This window comes from Guptibacillus hwajinpoensis (assembly GCF_020171785.1).
GTDB classification, from domain to species: domain Bacteria; phylum Bacillota; class Bacilli; order Bacillales; family Guptibacillaceae; genus Guptibacillus; species Guptibacillus sedimenti.
On the sequence record NZ_JAIVAE010000002.1, the window covers coordinates 81753 to 99636 of the forward strand.

A 17884-nucleotide genomic window follows, 5' to 3' on the forward strand; every position below is an offset into this window, starting at 1 on the left:
ACGAATGATATTTTAGCATACATAGGGTTACAAGCACAAAAAATAGATAAAAAGACCTACTTTTATTTAAGGTTTATGAAAGACCATCACTCTGATCCATTACTATTTTTAGGAAAACGTATGGTTACTTTCGTTCCAATTCCAACATCACTTATAAAATCGATGGTTCCATGATGATTCTCGATAATTTTAAAGCTAGATAAAAGGCCAAGACCGGTGCCTTCTTCTTTGGTTGTATAGAAAGGTTCACCGAGCGTTTTAAGTTTATGTGCAGGTATTCCAACACCTTCATCCGTTAAAGTGACTTCGATCTCGGCATCTTTTACGGCTGATTTTAAGCAGACACGACCACCTTCGGGCATCGCTTCAATAGCATTTTTAATTAAATTGATGAAAACTTGTTTAAGCTGGTTCTCCTCACCGTAAAGCGTGTCGTCTTCATCGGTGAAATCTTTCATAAACGTAATGTTGTATAGACTTGCCTGCGTACTTAATAACTGCAGTACGTAGGAAAGTAGCTCGTTCACCTTGAAATAAGTAAAATGAGAAGCTTGTGGTTTTGCTAACACGAGCAGGTCTTTAATAATGGCGTCCATTCGATCGATTTCTGACAGCATAATTGAAAGAAACGGCGTTTTCTCTGCGAATGGTTTATCGTCGTTTAGCAACTGAATAAATCCTTTAACGGACGTTAGCGGATTTCGTATTTCATGCGCTACGCTGGCAGCTAACTGACCAACTGCCGATAATTTTTCTGTTTTGAGAAGAGCTTCTTCTGTTTTCTTCTTATCCGTAATATCCATGAAAGCGGCCATAATCCCATTAATTTGACCTTCTTCATCTTGAATAGGAGCTGTAGAGAGAGCGGTGTGAACGATAGTGCCATCCTTTCTCATGCGCTGCACTTCCTTATTTACAATATGACCATGCTCAATGATTTCAGGTATCGTAATATCTTTTTCTCCTTGAGGAACAATTGGACTCTTCTTTCCAATTACTTCATCACTATGCCAGCCAAATATTTTTTCTGCTGCTGGGTTCCAAAGACGAATGTTTGCGTTCATATCCAGCGCTAGTGTTGCAATTGGCGAGGCACTTATAATAGCCTGTATCAATTGTTTTGCTTCCCATAGTTCTTTTACCGCTTGCTTTCGTTCAGTAATGTCGCGTGTTTGAATAATGGTCATTACTTTTTTATCAAAAGTGATCGGAATAAGGGTTGATTCAACGTCGATTATTTCGTTATTCGAGCGCATTAGCTGATATTCAACCGTTTCAGGGAGTTCACTTTCATTGGTATGGATGCTGTGCAAGATTTCTTTGATTTTCTTTTGGTCGTGATGGTTTACCACTAAGGATTCGCGAGTTTGGTAAAGGTCACTGAGTGATTGAACACCTGCCATTTCAAGACCAGTTTGATTTGTATAAGTAATCTCCCCATCTCGAAGTAAGCAAATCGCATAGGGTGATGACTCAACAAGACGTCTGTATCGTTCTTCACTTTCTAAAAGTTGGCTTTCCATCTCCTTGTTTTTTTGAAGGAGGTGCTTTAAAAGGAAATAGAGAAAGATACACGTTAATAAGATGAAAAACCAGCCTTTATAAATTCCCATTTCTTTGTTAGTAATAAAATCAGTAGAAAAGCGATAAAGAATGGTATCTGAAAGCAAGATCCACATTGAACCAAACAAAAAATAGCTGCCAATAATAATCCACGGAATTGATTTTGTTTTTATATGCAAGAGTTTTTTTCCTTTCTCTATATCATCTTGTATTTTACAAAGTTAATGGAGGAATGCCAATAAAACCCGAACACTGGAAAAATATTTAGGTAGAAAGTAATAAGAAAGAATGGTACATTTATAGCTAGGGTTAACGCAAAGTGACATGTTTAGCCATTTTTCAGCAATGATTGACCGTCGATCTTTATGATGATGATGCGAAAGGTCTATAAATAAAGAATCAAGATTTATATTGAAGGAGATAAAATTTCTATGAATGAAGACCAAATGGAACCTCGAAGTCGATATAAACCTAAGAAAAAACGCCGTGGATTGCGCATTACACTCTTGCTTTTATTATTTATGATAATTGGTATTGGTGGCTATGCAGGATATCTTTATTATAAAGTATCTAGCGTATCTGACCAATCCCTGATGGAACCAAATCGAGGAAATCAGTCCGATCTAAGAAACAGTGCAGTCGATATAGGTAAAGATCATTTCTCAGTATTATTATTAGGTGTAGACGATGAAGAAAATACATCGAATGGTCGAAGTGACTCGATGATGGTTGCTACATTTAATCAAGACGATAAATCTATGAAGCTTCTTAGTATCCCTCGTGACTCATACGTTGAAATTCCAGGTAGAGGTATGGACAAAATTACTCACGCTCATGCCTATGGGGGGATTGATTTAACGATTGATACAGTCGAAGGTTTACTTGGAATTCCGATTGATGAGGTTGTCCGAGTGAATTTTGATGCTTTTAAAACCGTCATAGATGAGCTTGGCGGTATTGATGTAACAATTGATTCACAGCTTGTTGCTGATCAACTTTACAAAGAATCGAAAGGAAAAATCGATTTAGAAGTTGGGGAGCAGACACTTAATGGTAAAGAGGCACTTGCCTTTGCTAGAACACGTAAAGCCGACTCTGATTTAAAACGCGGTCAACGTCAAATGGAAGTGATTACTGCTGCAATGGACAAGGTTAGCTCACTTTCTTCTATACCGAAGTATGGTGATGTAGTCGATCGTATCGGAGAGAACCTTACGATGAGCTTTACTTTTAATGAAGCAATTAGCATGTATCCGTTTATCTCAAAGATCGATACAGTGGAAAAACTCCAGCTAACAGGTACGGATTTCCAACCAGCTGGAACCTACTATTTTAAGCTTGATGATCAGTCTTTAGCAACTGCTAAAACAGAGCTTAAATCTCACTTAAACCTTGAGGATCAAAATAATGATCCAAATGGAAATATGAATGCATTAGACGGTGAACAGGATGAGACGACGCCTTAACCTTCGATGCATGATACGAAAAGGAGCAGACACAATGTCTGCTCCTTTTCATCATGAAGGACGATTACAGCGGAAGATTATAGGGAAAGGGTCTAAAGAATGTAAGAAAGGGGTTAACGAAATGGGTGGATTATCGTTTGTTAAAAAACTTGGAAAAGAAATCGGAGAGGATCGAGTTACGAGCCTTGCAGCTGAATTGGCCTATTACTTTATGTTATCGATCTTTCCATTACTGATTCTCATTCTCTCGATTCTTCCTTACTTGTCAATTGATAAACAGGAAGCGGTGAATTTCCTTACCAAATATGCTCCTGGAGAGACAGGGAGCATCCTCCAGGATAATGTTCTCTCCATCATTAGTGAGCCTCAGGGCGGCTTATTAACCTTAGGTATACTTGGGACGATCTGGTCAGCTTCAAACGGTATGATGGCGATGATGAGAGCGTTGAATCTTGCTTACGATGTGGAAGAAACAAGATCTTTTATTAAAGCAAGGCTTCTTTCGATTTTGTTGACAATTGGGCTTGTTCTTGTGTTCATTGTCACGCTTGTATTACCAGTTTTTGGAGACGTAATCATTGACGCAGTATCCTCATCATTAAATTTGCCGAGCTCGACCGAATTTTTGTTTCGTATTCTTCGTTGGGTAGTAGCTGTGGCAATCATGGCGTGCATCCTTGCAGCGTTATATCGGTTTGCACCAAATAAACATTTCCCATTTAAAGAGGTGATCATTGGGGCCCTTGTCGCAACATTAGGCTGGCAGGTCATTTCGCTTGCATTTGCATTTTACGTTAGTAATTTCGGTAACTATTCTGCTACTTATGGAAGTCTTGGCGGTGTGATTATTTTAATGCTTTGGTTTTATTTAACCGGCATTATACTTCTTGTAGGGGGAGAGGTTAATGCACTACTTCACAAAAACAAGCGAAAAACACAGGTTTCAAGTGAGAAAGAGCAAATTGGTTTTTAAACTGGATGGAGCAAAGGCAATTGAATCGAAAAGGTTGTTCCAAACGAGGGAGAACTTTTTACTTTTATCGTACCTTTGTGGTTTTGAATAATTTGTTTACTAAGGAACAGGCCGAGGCCCGTTCCTTTTTCTTTTGTTGTATAAAATGGTTTAAAAAGACGACTCTGAGTCAGTGCATCCATTCCAACGCCATTGTCACGTATAGAGATTGTCACCTCATTAAAATACTGTGCGACTGTTAGTGAGATTACCCCATTGCTACGGTTCGTCATGCGAATGGCTTCGATGCTGTTTTTCATTACATTAAGAAAAACTTGCTTGAACTGGCCAGGGTTAATCATCACTTCGATAGGAAGTTTGAACTGTTGTAGATTTGTGGTCAGGTCACACTTGCTTAACTTTGCCTGGCTATGAAAAAGAAGGAGAATATTTTTTAGGAAGGGGATAAGATCAATTCGTTCAGATGTAAGCTCTGCAGGGCGAGCAAGTTGAAGAAACTCTTCAATTAGATCGGTCGTTCGCTGGATTTCTGTTAGCAATAGGTCAGCAATGTCGCTTTTTTGTAGTTTATCAAGGTCAGGTTTAATTAGCTGAAGGAAGCCTTTCATAATCGTAAGAGGATTTTTAATTTCATGAGCAACGCCCGCAACAAGCGTGTTTACGTTGCTTAGTGCTTGATTTTCATAAGTTAACGCCTCTAATTGTTCAAGCAAGTGAGAATAGTCCTCTACTGATGGCAATGCAGTCTGTTTAGGTATTTCCTTAGCATTAGAATTAGACTGTTCCAAGTCCCTTACCCCTTTCATTAACATATCCTTAAGGCATAGTTATAGAGTAACACCCAAGAATTGCGAAGATTGAATGTTTGTAGGAAAGAATTAGAGTGTTTTTGAAGAATATTGTTTAAATTTGGTATAAAAAAAGAATCTGCGCTAGGCAGATTCTTTTTGAATTAGGCAGGTTGATAGCCCGCTTCTTCAATTGTTTGCATGATTGTTGCTTCGTCTAAGGCTTCTTCATCAAACATAATCGTGACCGTTTCTTTTTTCAGATCAGCTAAAGCCCGTTCAATGCCGTTTAAAGAAAGGAGGGCAGCTTCGATTTTCTGGATGCATTCTTCGCCCTTCATTCCTTTTACGGATACAGTCATTTCATTCATGGCGCTAAACTCCTTTCATCTTCTAAAAGCCTTTACCCGAATTAGGAGGAGTTTAATCTGTCATAATACGCTAAGGTTTATTCGGAGTTTCGTTCGAAAGCTGCTCCAATGATTTAATTTTACCATGTGGATTTTGTGCTTCTTTTCTTTTACGGAATTGTCTTTCGCGTTGTCCTTTAGACTGACTCATCAGTTTTTCACCCCTTATCATCGTGTTCATTAATAAGGTGGCCTGCAGACCAAAATGTACTCACTGTAAATGTTGGGAGTGAAGGTGAACAAATGTATACCCGTTTTTTTGTAAGGCGGGTATCGCTTTTTCAACTCCTTCTGCCGTGCCGCTAGTCGGTTGATTCATATGAAGAAGAGCAATGTCCCCGGGTTGTGCCTGTAACAGAGCATCGTACACCTGTTGGACGTTATAAGTTGCACCAGCATCCCCAAGTATCGTGTAATTTACAATTTGAACACCAAGATCTTGAGCGATTTGAACAGCTACGTCATCATAGTAAGCTGTGCCTGAACGGAAAAGTGTCGGTTTCTTACCAGTTAGTTCTTCAATTTTGTTTTGATTCTCTTTCATTTCTTCAATCACTTCTTTTACCGATGCTGTCCCTGAGATCCCCCAGGCTGACTGCCCGTTTACAGAAAGAGGTTTGTGATGCGTGCCGTGATTTTCGATTTGAAAGAGCGGGTCACGAGCAAGTTCTTGGAATAAAGCAGTGTTTTGATCAATCCATCTACTGTTAATAAATAGGGTGGAAGGAAGCTTGTTTTCTTTTAAAAATGAGATTAATGTCTCATCAACATCATTCCCATGTGACCCTCCACATGCATCAAATGTTAAGGCGATTTCCTTTTTGGATGAACGAAAATGAGTGTATACCCCTGATACATTTTCACCAAATTCAGTTGGGATTTTGTTTTCGTATTTTGTAATTAGCTGTTCCTTTCGATGATCAACTAAAAAAGAAGGAACAGGTCTTTTCACATTCGATTCATCAAGAGGAGGGAGGCTATCAGCTTGATGGGATTGACATCCGATCAGGAGGAAGAAAATAAGGATTAGACCAGTTTGTTTTACGCTTATCATGTTTATCACCAGAATTTAGCATATCATAAAAAGATTAGATGAAATAGAAAAAACCTCCTTTAATGAAGATCAAGGAGGTTTAGAGAACTTTCTTACCCTCTAGATGGTGTGTAAGAAAAAATTTATAAAAAAGAGGCTTGCGATAATGTACATCGGTACAGGTACTTCTTTTCCTTTCCCTAAAGCGATTTTTAGAAATGGGTATGCAATAAAGCCAAATGCAATACCGTCAACAATGCTGTAGGTGAGCGGAATCATGACGATAATTAAAAAGGCAGGAAACCCTTCAGAAAAATCTTGTAGGGAAATGTTTTGAATGGATGTAATCATCAGACCACCAATGATGATCAAAACTGGCGCAATCGCCGATTCTGGTATGATTTTGAAAATAGGGATAAAGAATAGTGACGTTAAGAACAATAACCCTGTTGTAATAGCAGTGAGTCCTGTTCGACCACCAGCTGAAATTCCTGAAGCACTTTCAACAGTCGATACGGTTGGACTCGTACCGAAAAGGCCAGATGATATCGCTGAGATCGCATTTGCTTGATAAGACTTAGTAAACTTCCGCTGATCTGGCAGTAAACCGGTTAACAAACCCATATTCTCAAAGACAAGAATCATCGCCATAGAGAACGTGGCGATCCAGAAAGGTAGCATCAGAATGTCATCGAAAGACATCGCAGCAAATACCGATCCGTAGGATGAGAATGAAAAGCTACTTTGTTGCCCTGTCTCAATTAGTCCGAGTGACCAGGCAAGTGCAGTCCCGGCTAACATACTGATAAGAAAATGGCCTTTCACATTTCGAATGAAGAGAATGGCAGCTAAAGCTAGCGTGACAAGAGTTGCAATCACATGAGCGGACCCAAGGTTTCCAAGTGCCACAAATGTGGAGTCGCTTGAAACGACAATCCCGCCTTTTTGTAAACCGATGAATGTAAGAAATAAGCCAATTCCGACAGTAATCGCTTCTTTTAATGAACGCGGGATTGCTTTTGAAAGCACACCGGAGAGCGGTGTAAATGCTGTTATCGCAAATAATATCCCTGCAACAAAGACAGAAGCGAGTGCCACCTCCCAGCTTAATCCCATTGATTCAACCATTGTATACGTAAAGAACGCATTGACACCCATTCCTGGAACGAGGATAATCGGTGCATTTGCATAAAATCCAATTAACAGGCAGCCGAACACTGACGTCAGGACTGTTGCAATCATTCCTGCTTCGAAAGGAATTCCTGCATCAGCAAGGATTGACGCGTTAACCGCTGCAATATAAACAATCGTAAAAAATGATGTAATGCCTGCAAGAATTTCTTTCTTCAGTGAAGTATCGTGAGCCTGAAAATCAAAATGAATTTTCGTTTTCACTTTATTCCCTTCTTACTTGTGTTTCCCTCTCCCACCCGTGTATTTGAAAAATCAAATCACCAATAAACTAGTATAGCAGAGCAAGGGAGGTTTTTATAGTGGAAAAATACGTAATGACCTTCATGGATCGCTTTGATAAGATGAATACGAGTACATAAATTGTTTAGAAGAAAGAAGGCTTTTACATGCGTAATACGTTATCTGCCCTTCAGTGGGCGATCTTTATGATTGCAGGTTCCATCGTGGCTCCGGTAGCCATTGCAAGCTTATTTCATTTAGATCCTGCTATGGCCGCAGGATTTGTTCAAAGAACGATGTTTGTTCTAGGGATCGCTGGGATTTTACAGGCGACGCTTGGTCACCGTTTGCCGATTAATGAGGGGCCAGCGGGATTATGGTGGGGGGTTTTTGTTCTTTATGCAGGGTTAAGCTCCACATTGTTTGGTTCTGAAATAGAGACACTGCAAGCACTTGAGCTAGCGATGATCGCAAGTGGAATTATTTTTATTCTCCTTAGCGCATTTGGTTTAGTGGAGAAACTATCCCGTCTGTTCACCCCGGTTGTGACAGGAATTTATCTTCTTCTTCTTGTCGCGCAACTAAGCGGATCCTTTCTTAATGGAATGATGGGAGTTGGGTATCTAAAAGAAGGAATCGACCTTCGAATTGCCGGTTTGTCGTTGCTTCTTGTCGCTGTGTCCATCTGGTTTTCGAGATCAATGCCAGCAATGATTCAACAATATAGCATCCTTATTATTTTAATTTTTGGATGGGGTGTCTTTGCGGTTCTGGGGTTAGCGAAGCCCGTTGTTCTTCCTGAAGGAGGAGTGATCCAGCTTCCTGAGATCTTTGCATTTGGTTATCCAGCCTGGGATTCTGGCATGATTATGACCGCAGTACTTGTGACGCTGCTTCTTCTTACGAATATGATTGCAAGTATTCGGGTCGTAGAAGAAGTATTATATAAGTTATCAAACACAAAGCCTATGGGCCGATACAGGCAGGCAGGGTTCATTTCTGGAATCAATCAATTATTAGGAGGGATCTTTTCAGCCGTAGGAAGTGTACCAATCTCAGGTGCTGCAGGTTTTATTTTAACGACAGGATTGAAACGAAAGCTTCCATTCATTCTAGGAAGTGGATTCATTATCGTCATCAGCTTATTTCCAGCGTTAATGGCGTTTTTTGCAGCTTTACCTGAACCGGTTGGCTATGCTGTTATTTTCATTGTTTTCGTGAACATGGTCGGTATTGCGTTTAACGAGTTTAAAAAGGATGAATCTGAGGGAAAACCATTTATAATAGGCATTTCCTTTATGGTTGGGATTGGTACGATGTTTATCCCGCCGGAAGCTTTTCAACAAGCTCCGCCTATTGCCGCTTCGATTTTGAATAACGGACTCATTCTTGGTTCAATTACCGCCATTTTGACAGAGCAGATTCTTTACAAAAAGCACTAAAACGACGATTTGTGAGGAAAGTCACAGGACTCGTTCAATTTGAGTGGTAGTATGAAAGTAGATCAGGAGAGGAGAATGTTGGGATGAAAAAATATCATAAAATCCTTGTCGCATTTGACGGATCTGACTTAAGTGTGAAGGCTTTAAATGAAGCAATTGCTATGGCAAAAGAAAATGAGGCTTTGGAAATCGATGTTGTAACTGCACTCAATCCTACTGCGCAAATTAGCTCAGCTGTCGTTTATGCCAGTATTTTAAATGAACTTAGAAAAGAAGCCGTTGATATGCTTAAAGGCATCCGTGAAAAACTCGACGTTCAGCTACCGAATCATAAAGTGAAAACAATGGTACTTGAAGGGAACCCCGGAAACGAAATTGTGAAATACGCTGATGAACACAATCGTGATCTTATTATTATGGGAAGCAGAGGATTAAATGGCTTAAGAGAATGGTTTCTTGGAAGCGTGAGTCATGCCGTGCTTCAGAGGTCTCATTGTCCCGTCCTTATTATTAAATAATGAAAGCGCCCGGCTTAATTAGCCGGGCACTTTTTTAGTTTTCAACATATGTAATGGTATTTTCTTGGCCGATGATCGCTTTCGTTGCATAACCAATAAATAGTCCATTTTCAACGACTCCAGGAATTTGATTAAGGTGATCATGCAGGGTGGTAGGAAAGCAGATTTCATCAAATGAACAATCAACAATATAGTTTCCGTTGTCTGTGATGAAAAGGGAGTCATTTTCTTTGCGAAGGGAAGCCGTACATCCCATGTTTTTAATCGCATTTAACGTTTTTAAGTAACCAAATTTCGTGATTTCAACAGGAAGGGGGAAGGTTCCCAATTTCTTCACATACTTACTGGAATCAGCAACGACAATCATGTGCGTTGAATGATAAGCGATGATTTTTTCTCGAAGCAGTGCGCCGCCTCCTCCTTTGATGAGGGTTAAGTCTTCCGTTAGTTCATCTGCCCCATCAATCGTTAAATCAATGGTAGAAACGTTTTCAAGTGATGAGAGGGGGATGCCTTGTTCCTGTGCAAGCTTTTCTGTACTTTTAGATGTGGCAACTCCTGTAATGCTCATACCTTCTTTCACCATTCTGGCAATTTCAAGAATCGTCCAATAAACGGTACTTCCTGTTCCAAGACCAACGATCATACCGTCTTGAATATAGGATGCTGCTTTTTTACCGGCAAGTTGTTTTTCATTCACAATCCATTCACTCCTCCATTATTTCAATTGTCTCATTAAGTATAATCGTTATAAGGAGTGTTTCCCAATGATGAATTTTGAAAACGCCTTCTTTCCCATAAACAAAGGAGAAGCATAAAAAAAGAATGAATAAAATGAGCACGAAATCGCTTCTTTTCATTCTTATTCCTAGTTGCTAATCTTTGCACGGTTTCACGGAAAGACGTATAATGCATACTGTCAGGCTGTACGCGTGACTAGCTTAATGACAGGTGCACATACTAAAACGTGTTAATCCTGTAATCAAATGAGTTCGCGTCAGTGGGTTCATGAAAATAAGAAATGAGCTGGAGGGAATAAGATGTCAAAACAACAAATTGGTGTAATTGGGTTAGCCGTTATGGGGAAGAACCTTGCGATGAATATCGAAAGCCGCGGCTATTCCGTTTCAGTGTACAATCGCTCGGAAGAAAAAACGAAAGAGATGATGTCTGAAGTTGAAGGAAGAAACTTTCAGGATACATACAGCATTGAAGAGTTCGTTCAATCACTTGAAACTCCTAGAAAAATCTTGCTAATGGTTAAAGCAGGTATGCCAACAGATGCAACGATTGATCAGCTTCTTCCACATCTTGATAAAGACGATATTATCATTGACGGCGGGAATGCGTTCTTTAAAGACACGCAGAAGCGTAGCGAAGATTTGAAAGAAAAAGGTATTCGCTTTATTGGTACTGGCGTATCTGGTGGAGAAGAAGGCGCATTGAACGGTCCTTCAATCATGCCTGGTGGCCAACCGGATGCGTTTAGTGAAGTTGAAGATATCTTTAAAGCAATCGCTGCAAACGTTGATGGTGATCCTTGTACAACTTACATCGGTCCAGACGGAGCTGGTCACTATGTGAAAATGGTGCATAACGGCATTGAATATGGTGACATGCAGTTAATCGGTGAAGCTTATTACATGATGAAAAACGTGCTTGGTCTTTCGACTGATGAGCTTCACGAAGTATTTAAAGAATGGAATAAAGGTGAACTTGATAGCTACCTTATTGAAATCACAGCAGATATCTTTACGAAGAAAGATCCTGAAACAGGCAAAGCGCTTGTTGATGTGATTCTTGATACAGCTGGCCAGAAAGGTACTGGTAAATGGACAAGTCAGAGTGCGCTAGACCTTGGTGTACCGCTTTCCATCATTACGGAATCTGTATTCTCACGCTTTATTTCAGCAATGAAAGAAGAGCGCGTGAAAGCAAGCAAGCTTCTTTCAGGACCAAATGTCCCAGCGTTTGATGGTAATAAAGAAGAGCTAATCGAGAAGATTCGTAAAGCCCTCTATATGAGTAAGATCTGTTCGTATGCCCAAGGATTTGCTCAAATGCGCTACGCTTCTGATGAGTATGATTGGGATCTAGACTACGGCTCAATTGCGATGATCTTCCGCGGTGGTTGTATTATCCGTGCAGGTTTCCTACAAAACATTAAAGAAGCATATGATCGTGAGCCTAGCTTAACAAACCTACTTCTCGATCCTTACTTCAAAGAGATCGTTGAATCTTACCAGGGCGCTACTCGTGATATCGTATCACTTGCTGTACAGCGCGGAATTCCGGTTCCTGGTCTTGCAAGTGCAATTGCTTATTATGATAGCTATCGTAGCGAAACTCTTCCAGCAAACCTTCTACAAGCACAACGCGACTACTTTGGTGCTCATACGTATCAGCGCATCGACCGCGAAGGCGTATTCCACACAGAATGGCTTGATTAAAAGAAAAGCGGAAGTGGGCGTTTAGACACGGCAGGCACTGGAACCCTATAACATGAACACGTTCTTTGTGTTCGAGTTATAGGGTGAAGTGACCGAGTGTCTGCCCACTGCAGCTAGATCAAGAAAAGCGGAAGTGGGCGTATAGTAGTCCAGGTCTTTGAATCTTTAGTTCGCTAAATAAAAAAAACGCTACTCACTTCTGTTATGATAGGGAAGTGAGTAGCGTTTTTTATAACTAAGCTTTATGGGTAAAATCATAATAAACTTTTTTTCCGAACTGAACGACTTGAAGGAAACAACCAATCACAATCACAAAAAAGCTCACGTAAATTAATGACCATTTGATTGATGTAAAGAACGGAGCACACCAGCCGATAAATGAGAGCGTCTGAGGATAGAAATACATGATGAGAGAAGTTGCAATGTTCTCTAAATAGTCGAAAATAACACCCAATGAAGGAAGCAGACTTATAAACAACCATTTCCCATTCGTTACAGAGCGATATAATATCGTTAAGGTTGCTATTAAAAAGAACCAGTATACAATAGGCCAGATGAGATCGAAGGTAAAGCGCTCTTTAATATAATAGCTTCTCCCAGCTTCTCCATAAGCTTCTGCAACCTCATAGAGCTTCTCAGGAGTGTAGAAGAATGAGCCATCAGGGGATTGAGTCGTTTGGGTAACCTCATAAGATTTGTTTGAGACTTGAGGGAGGACGAAGGTAAGGAAGAGCGCAAAAATAACGACAGAAATGAACCAGATTGTTAGCGTTAGACGAGAACGAAGCTTTAGAAATAGGGATTTCATCTTTACCTCCACTCGTTTTTTGGGATGATCATCTCGAGATAGAATGAAAGCCAGGGAAAACCCTGGCTTATGAAATCTTACACTTCTTTTAATCCTTCAAACAATAACACGCGAGCGGGCGATGCATCTGTCCCCTGAAGCTTTAAAGGTGCAGCCACCATGAAGTATTCTCCAGCTGCCACGTCTTTTAGACGTAAGCCTTCCATGATAATCACATCTTTTTCGAATAAAGAGCGGTGTGTAGGATGTTCTGGTTGGCTACGCTCAATGCCAAGACCATCTACACCAACGCCTCGAATGTTTCGCTCGGCAAGGTAGCGTGCTGCATCTTCACCTACGAAGACGAAGTCAAAATTAAATTCTTCCTCGAAAGAGTTTTGAGATTTGAAAAGGATGAAGTCGCCTTCTTGAATGTCTTCAGATTCAATATCCTTATCAGAAATTGCCCCTTTAACATTTGTAACGTCAATTACTTTCGCTTTTCCAACAAGATCTTCTTGATTAATTGATTCAAACGTTGCTCCATCATTCATCATATGAAGCGGTGCATCTACGTGAGTCCCCGTATGTACATCGAGAGAAAGGCGAGACTCTGTGACGTGTCCATTTGTCGTCGTGTTGATTTCAGGTTGTTTTTCCTCTTTGTTCTTATAAACGGCCATACCATTAAAAATTGGTGCACTTACATCATACATTTTCATAAAAAACACTTCCTTTCAACTAGTAGTGTATATGATAAAGAAAGATACGTGAAGCACGTATCTTTCTTTTGTCATGATTATTTAGAATAAACGCTCGTCTTCGCTTTACTGTGCTAGCTGCAGTGGCCAGGGTCTCGATCGCTTCACCACATCAAATGAACACAAAGGGCGTGTTCTTTTGATGCGGCTCCAGCGCTTGTCGACCCTAAGCGGCCACTTCCGCTTTACTCTTTTGGTAATGGCCACCAGTGGAGGTTGTCTTTTTCTAGAAGCTCATCTGCCGCTTTTGGTCCCATTGAACCTGCTGGGTAGTTCGGGAAGTCTTTTTCTTTCTCGTTTGCCCATGTAACGGAAATTGGGTCAATGAACTGCCATGAGAGAGCAACTTCATCCCAGCGTGCAAAGTTTGTAGCATCACCGCGCATAACGTCGTGAAGGAGACGTTCATATGCTTCTGGTGAGTTCATATTGTTTTCTTGATTATTGTTAAAGCTTAACTGGATTGGCGTTGTTTTTCGCATATCTCCTGAATCCTTCGCATTCAAGTGAAGCGTAATGCCTTCTTCAGGTTGAATATGAATCACAAGAATGTTCGGTCCTAGTTTACCACTTTCATTTTTATAAAGATTCATTGGTAAGTCTTTAAACTCAATGAGAATCTTAGTAGATTTATTCGTCATGCGTTTACCAGTTCGAATATAGAATGGCACGCCAGCCCAGCGGAAGTTATCAATCATAAGTTTCGCCGCAACAAAGGTTTCCGTATTGGATTCTTCGTCAACGTTGTCTTCTTCGCGATATCCTGGCAGCGTTTCGCCATCAACCTCTCCTTCTTTGTATTGACCACGAACGAAGTAATCATTTACTTCTTCTGGTTTAACCGCTCGAAGGGAGCGAAGCACTTTCACCTTTTCACTACGAATTTCTTCTGTGGAAAGGCTAACAGGTGGTTCCATCGCAAGGAGAGAAACCATTTGTAGAATGTGGTTTTGAACCATATCGCGTAGGGCACCGGACTTTTCATAGTATCCTCCGCGTGTTTCAACACCAACCGTTTCACTAGATGTGATTTGGATATTGGAAATATGGCGACTGTTCCATAGCGGTTCGAACATAGAGTTGGCGAAACGAATGGCTTCTATGTTTTGGACCATTTCTTTTCCTAAGTAATGATCAATTCGATAGACTTCATCTTCAGAGAAAACTTGGCGTATTTCATCATTCAGCTTTTGAGCTGATGGGAAGTTGTGTCCAAAAGGTTTTTCGATAACAAGACGGTTAAAGCCGTCTCCGTCAGTTAACCCTTCAGAATCCAAATTCAATGCAATTGTTCCAAAGAATTCTGGCGCCATCGCCATATAAAAGATGCGATTTCCTGGAATGTTGAATTTTTCATCAAGTGATTTAGCTAACTCATTTAATTCTTGATACGATTCTTTCTTTGTTACATCAAAAGGTTGATAGAAGAAGTGGCTGCTAAATTCTTCATGTTTGTCATCTTTATCCATGCATGCTGTATGTATAACAGAATCATGAACATTTGCACGAAATTCTTCATTAGATAGCTGTCTTCTTGCTACTCCTACTACAGCGAAATCCTCAGCAAGTACACCTTTGCAATAAAGGTTGTAGAGTGATGGGAATAGCTTGCGTTTAGCAAGATCTCCTGTTGCACCGAATATAACGATAACAGAAGCCTGTTTTGATGGTTGATTCATCTTTGTGACCTCACTTTTTCATTATTGCTGTTCCAGAGGGAACGTATGGACGGAACAGTGAATTCCCTACTTCGTTAGTAAAGATAAGACTAATCAAATGTTGATCAGATGATATCGATCCCGTAACAGAACAAGTTACTGGGTTCCCAAGTAAAAATTTTATAGCTTTTTCGCGCTAAAATCAAATCGTGTGATTGGGTATCAGCCTGAATTTTTAATATTAAATCGACTAATTGAAAACTGTAAGCGATGCCATGATTAGTACCTTGGGAAAAGGTTCTTAGTGACATACAAACGGAAAATGATAAACTTTTTCCTAAGAGATAGAATGGTTGCATTCAATTGTGGCGAATATAATAGATATGAGCGTTAATAGGGAGGATGAATAAGATGATTCGAGTACTGACAATCTTCTTCCTGTTTTTTGGCATTATTCTAGGATGTGCAATTGAAAAGCCACAAAATTTAGGCGAGGTAGAAGCCGATCGTCCAGCATCTGTACAAAGCATTGTTATGAAGAAAGCGTATCTCGTTTTAAATGCATTAAGTAAACAAGAGATGGACAAAGTCTCTCGTCATGTTCATCCACAAAAAGGAGTACTGCTTTCTCCATTTGGAACAGTTGATAAAAATCGTGCCCAGGTATTGATGCCTTCTCAAGTGAAAGAGTTATTCCAGGTACCCAATCAAAAGCAGCTTGAATGGGGGACGGATGACGTTAAAGGAGATCCTATTCGACTAACACCTCAAGCATATTTTGAGAAATATGTTTATGATGTCGAATTTACTGAGACTGAGTTAGTTACGTACGATGGGATATATAAAGAGACAAATCGCGTTAATAATATAGATGAAGCTTTGCCGAATAGCCATTATGTTGAGTTCTTTGTACCCGGATCAGAAGAACATGGAGGAATGGATTGGAAGAGTCTTAAATTGGTGTTTTCTGAACATAATAATGATCACTATTTAATAGGGATTGTTCATGACCAGTGGTCGCCTTAATGTGAACAAAACGTGTCACGAATTGGAATTTTACGTGTGAGATGTGTCACATAGGTTGCTCATTTAGAGAAACTTTCTTATCCTTAAAAGGTAGATTAATGTGATAAGGAGAAGAATTCGTATGAGTGATGTAAAACAACGGAATTATACACCATGGATCGTCGGGCTTTCCATTGCAGTTAACGTGCTCGTTGTTATTCTGTTTTTCTTACCCGAATATAGCGGTGAGGTAGGATTCGATATTACACTTTTGCCTTTGCTTAACGCAGTTTTTAATAGCTTTACTTTTGTTTTCTTAGTAGCTGCGCTGATTTTTATTAAGCAAAAGAATATTAAGTTGCACAAACGTTTTATTTTTGCTGCTTTTTCAACGACAGCATTATTTTTAGTGTCTTACGTAACGTATCACGGGTTGTCTGAATCAACTTCTTTTGGAGGAGAAGGGTTCATTCGCTCCGTCTATTTCTTTATATTGATTTCACATATTATCCTTGCGGCTGCGATTGTTCCTCTTGCTTTAATCACAGTGACACGAGGTCTTAATATGCAAGTTGCCAAACATAGAAAAATTGCAAGATGGACGATGCCGATCTGGTTGTATGTGAGCCTGACAGGTGTTGTCGTTTATTTGATGATTTCTCCGTACTATTGATAGGTTAAAAAAACAGGCGTTTGCCTGTTTTTTTATTTGCATGAGTGGCTGCATCCGCTGGAGAAGTTGTGGAGAGACTACCGATATGTGAATGGCTGTGGCATATCCTCTCATCTTATGCTACTTTTGATAGTGAACGTATTTATTCAAGGAGGTACGATTATGAGTGTTCATATTGGTGCGAAACAAGGAGATATTGCGGAAACAATTTTATTACCCGGAGATCCGCTTCGTGCGAAGTACATTGCAGAAACGTTCTTAGAAGACGTTGTCTGCTATAACGAAGTAAGAGGAATGCTTGGATACACTGGTACATATAAAGGGGAACGAATTTCTGTTCAGGGAACCGGCATGGGCGTGCCGTCGATTTCCATCTACGTGAATGAGCTTATTCAAAGCTATGGCGTAAAGAATTTGATTCGAGTTGGCACATGTGGCGCATTGAAGAAAGAAGTGAAAGTAAGAGACGTTATTCTTGCGATGAGTGCCACTTCTGATTCTGGAGTAAACCGTCTTCAATTTAATGGCATGGACTTTGCCCCAACAGCTGATTTTAACCTTCTAAAAAATGCTTATGATGCTGCAGCCGAAAAAGAAATGAGTGTTCATGTCGGGAATGTGTTTACAAGTGATTCTTTCTATCGTGACAACCCGGAAATCTTCCAACAGCTTGCTGACTATCAAGTGCTAGGTGTCGAAATGGAAACTTCCGCTCTTTATACGATCGCAGCAAAATACGGCGTGAATGCATTGACCGTACTGACTGTTAGTGATCACATTGTAACGGGTGAAGAAACGACTTCTGAAGAGCGTCAAACAACGTTTAAAGAAATGATGATTATTGCTCTAGAAGCGGCTTTAAAACAAAAGTAAAACATGGAGAAGACGAGCGTAAAGCTGGTCTTCTTTTTTTGTTATTCTGAAGAGCCGATGCATATTTCTAT

General features: G+C 40.1%; 18 protein-coding genes. 8 read left to right on the forward strand and 10 right to left on the reverse strand.

Features of this window, described 5'->3' with window-relative positions:
* Positions 1-86: 86 nt before the first annotated feature.
* Positions 87-1742, reverse strand: coding sequence for a PAS domain S-box protein (locus LCL91_RS00835; RefSeq protein ID WP_224879145.1), 1656 nt, complete (start codon positions 1740-1742; stop codon positions 87-89).
* A 252-nt stretch (positions 1743-1994) separates the two neighbouring features.
* Between LCL91_RS00835 and LCL91_RS00840 the strand changes: the two genes are divergently transcribed.
* Complete coding sequence (locus tag LCL91_RS00840; protein ID WP_224879147.1) at positions 1995-3029, forward strand: LCP family protein; 1035 nt, start codon at positions 1995-1997, stop codon at positions 3027-3029.
* Between the two features lie 121 nt (positions 3030-3150).
* Complete coding sequence (locus tag LCL91_RS00845; protein WP_224880150.1) at positions 3151-4002, forward strand: YihY/virulence factor BrkB family protein; 852 nt, start codon at positions 3151-3153, stop codon at positions 4000-4002.
* Here the strand turns inward: LCL91_RS00845 and LCL91_RS00850 are convergent.
* From LCL91_RS00850 to LCL91_RS00870, 5 genes are all read right to left on the reverse strand, one after another.
* Positions 3999-4790 (reverse strand): two-component system sensor histidine kinase NtrB, encoded by a 792-nt coding sequence (locus tag LCL91_RS00850; RefSeq protein WP_224879149.1) that lies wholly within the window; start codon positions 4788-4790, stop codon positions 3999-4001. The two genes, LCL91_RS00845 and LCL91_RS00850, sit on opposite strands and share 4 nt — an antisense overlap.
* A gap of 164 nt (positions 4791-4954) precedes the next feature.
* The gene (locus tag LCL91_RS00855; protein ID WP_224879151.1) at positions 4955-5161 is read right to left on the reverse strand and encodes a heavy-metal-associated domain-containing protein; all 207 of its coding nucleotides are present in this window, start codon (positions 5159-5161) and stop codon (positions 4955-4957) included.
* A gap of 70 nt (positions 5162-5231) precedes the next feature.
* On the reverse strand, positions 5232-5351 hold the full coding sequence (locus LCL91_RS00860) for a DUF6254 family protein (RefSeq protein ID WP_224879153.1): 120 nt from the start codon (positions 5349-5351) through the stop codon (positions 5232-5234).
* 60 nt (positions 5352-5411) lie between these two features.
* A complete protein-coding gene (locus tag LCL91_RS00865) occupies positions 5412-6254 on the reverse strand; it encodes a polysaccharide deacetylase family protein (RefSeq protein ID WP_224879155.1) in 843 nt (280 codons plus the stop codon).
* Between the two features lie 99 nt (positions 6255-6353).
* Positions 6354-7628: an NCS2 family permease gene (locus tag LCL91_RS00870; protein ID WP_224879157.1), complete on the reverse strand. Its 1275-nt coding sequence runs from the start codon at positions 7626-7628 to the stop codon at positions 6354-6356.
* 185 nt (positions 7629-7813) lie between these two features.
* On the opposite strand from LCL91_RS00870, the gene LCL91_RS00875 reads away from it, so the two are divergent.
* Positions 7814-9088, forward strand: a complete 1275-nt coding sequence (locus tag LCL91_RS00875) for a purine/pyrimidine permease (protein ID WP_224879159.1) — start codon at positions 7814-7816, stop codon at positions 9086-9088.
* A gap of 83 nt (positions 9089-9171) precedes the next feature.
* Positions 9172-9606: a universal stress protein gene (locus tag LCL91_RS00880; protein ID WP_224879161.1), complete on the forward strand. Its 435-nt coding sequence runs from the start codon at positions 9172-9174 to the stop codon at positions 9604-9606.
* A gap of 34 nt (positions 9607-9640) precedes the next feature.
* Here LCL91_RS00880 and rpiA read toward each other — a convergent pair whose 3' ends face one another.
* Positions 9641-10306 (reverse strand): ribose-5-phosphate isomerase RpiA, encoded by a 666-nt coding sequence (rpiA, locus tag LCL91_RS00885; RefSeq protein ID WP_224879163.1) that lies wholly within the window; start codon positions 10304-10306, stop codon positions 9641-9643.
* Between the two features lie 340 nt (positions 10307-10646).
* Between rpiA and gndA the strand changes: the two genes are divergently transcribed.
* Entirely contained in the window at positions 10647-12056 is a 1410-nt protein-coding gene (gene gndA / locus LCL91_RS00890) for an NADP-dependent phosphogluconate dehydrogenase (RefSeq protein WP_224879165.1), read from the forward strand.
* A gap of 235 nt (positions 12057-12291) precedes the next feature.
* Here gndA and LCL91_RS00895 read toward each other — a convergent pair whose 3' ends face one another.
* From LCL91_RS00895 to zwf, 3 genes are all read right to left on the reverse strand, one after another.
* The gene (locus LCL91_RS00895; protein WP_224879167.1) at positions 12292-12864 is read right to left on the reverse strand and encodes a hypothetical protein; all 573 of its coding nucleotides are present in this window, start codon (positions 12862-12864) and stop codon (positions 12292-12294) included.
* A gap of 77 nt (positions 12865-12941) precedes the next feature.
* Positions 12942-13565 (reverse strand): cyclase family protein, encoded by a 624-nt coding sequence (locus tag LCL91_RS00900; protein WP_224879169.1) that lies wholly within the window; start codon positions 13563-13565, stop codon positions 12942-12944.
* Positions 13566-13789: 224 nt separating this feature from the next.
* Positions 13790-15283 carry a glucose-6-phosphate dehydrogenase gene (gene zwf / locus LCL91_RS00905; RefSeq protein WP_224879171.1) on the reverse strand — a complete coding sequence of 498 codons (1494 nt, stop codon included), beginning with the start codon at positions 15281-15283 and terminating at the stop codon, positions 13790-13792.
* Between the two features lie 390 nt (positions 15284-15673).
* Here zwf and LCL91_RS00910 point away from each other — a divergent pair, with 390 nt between their 5' ends.
* The 3 genes from LCL91_RS00910 to deoD all read left to right on the forward strand — a co-directional run bounded on the left by LCL91_RS00910 (position 15674) and on the right by deoD (position 17813).
* Positions 15674-16288, forward strand: a complete 615-nt coding sequence (locus LCL91_RS00910; RefSeq protein ID WP_224879173.1) for a hypothetical protein — start codon at positions 15674-15676, stop codon at positions 16286-16288.
* A 121-nt stretch (positions 16289-16409) separates the two neighbouring features.
* Positions 16410-16940 (forward strand): DUF420 domain-containing protein, encoded by a 531-nt coding sequence (locus LCL91_RS00915; RefSeq protein ID WP_224879175.1) that lies wholly within the window; start codon positions 16410-16412, stop codon positions 16938-16940.
* 162 nt (positions 16941-17102) lie between these two features.
* The gene (gene deoD / locus LCL91_RS00920; protein ID WP_098443007.1) at positions 17103-17813 is read left to right on the forward strand and encodes a purine-nucleoside phosphorylase; all 711 of its coding nucleotides are present in this window, start codon (positions 17103-17105) and stop codon (positions 17811-17813) included.
* Positions 17814-17884: the final 71 nt, after the last annotated feature.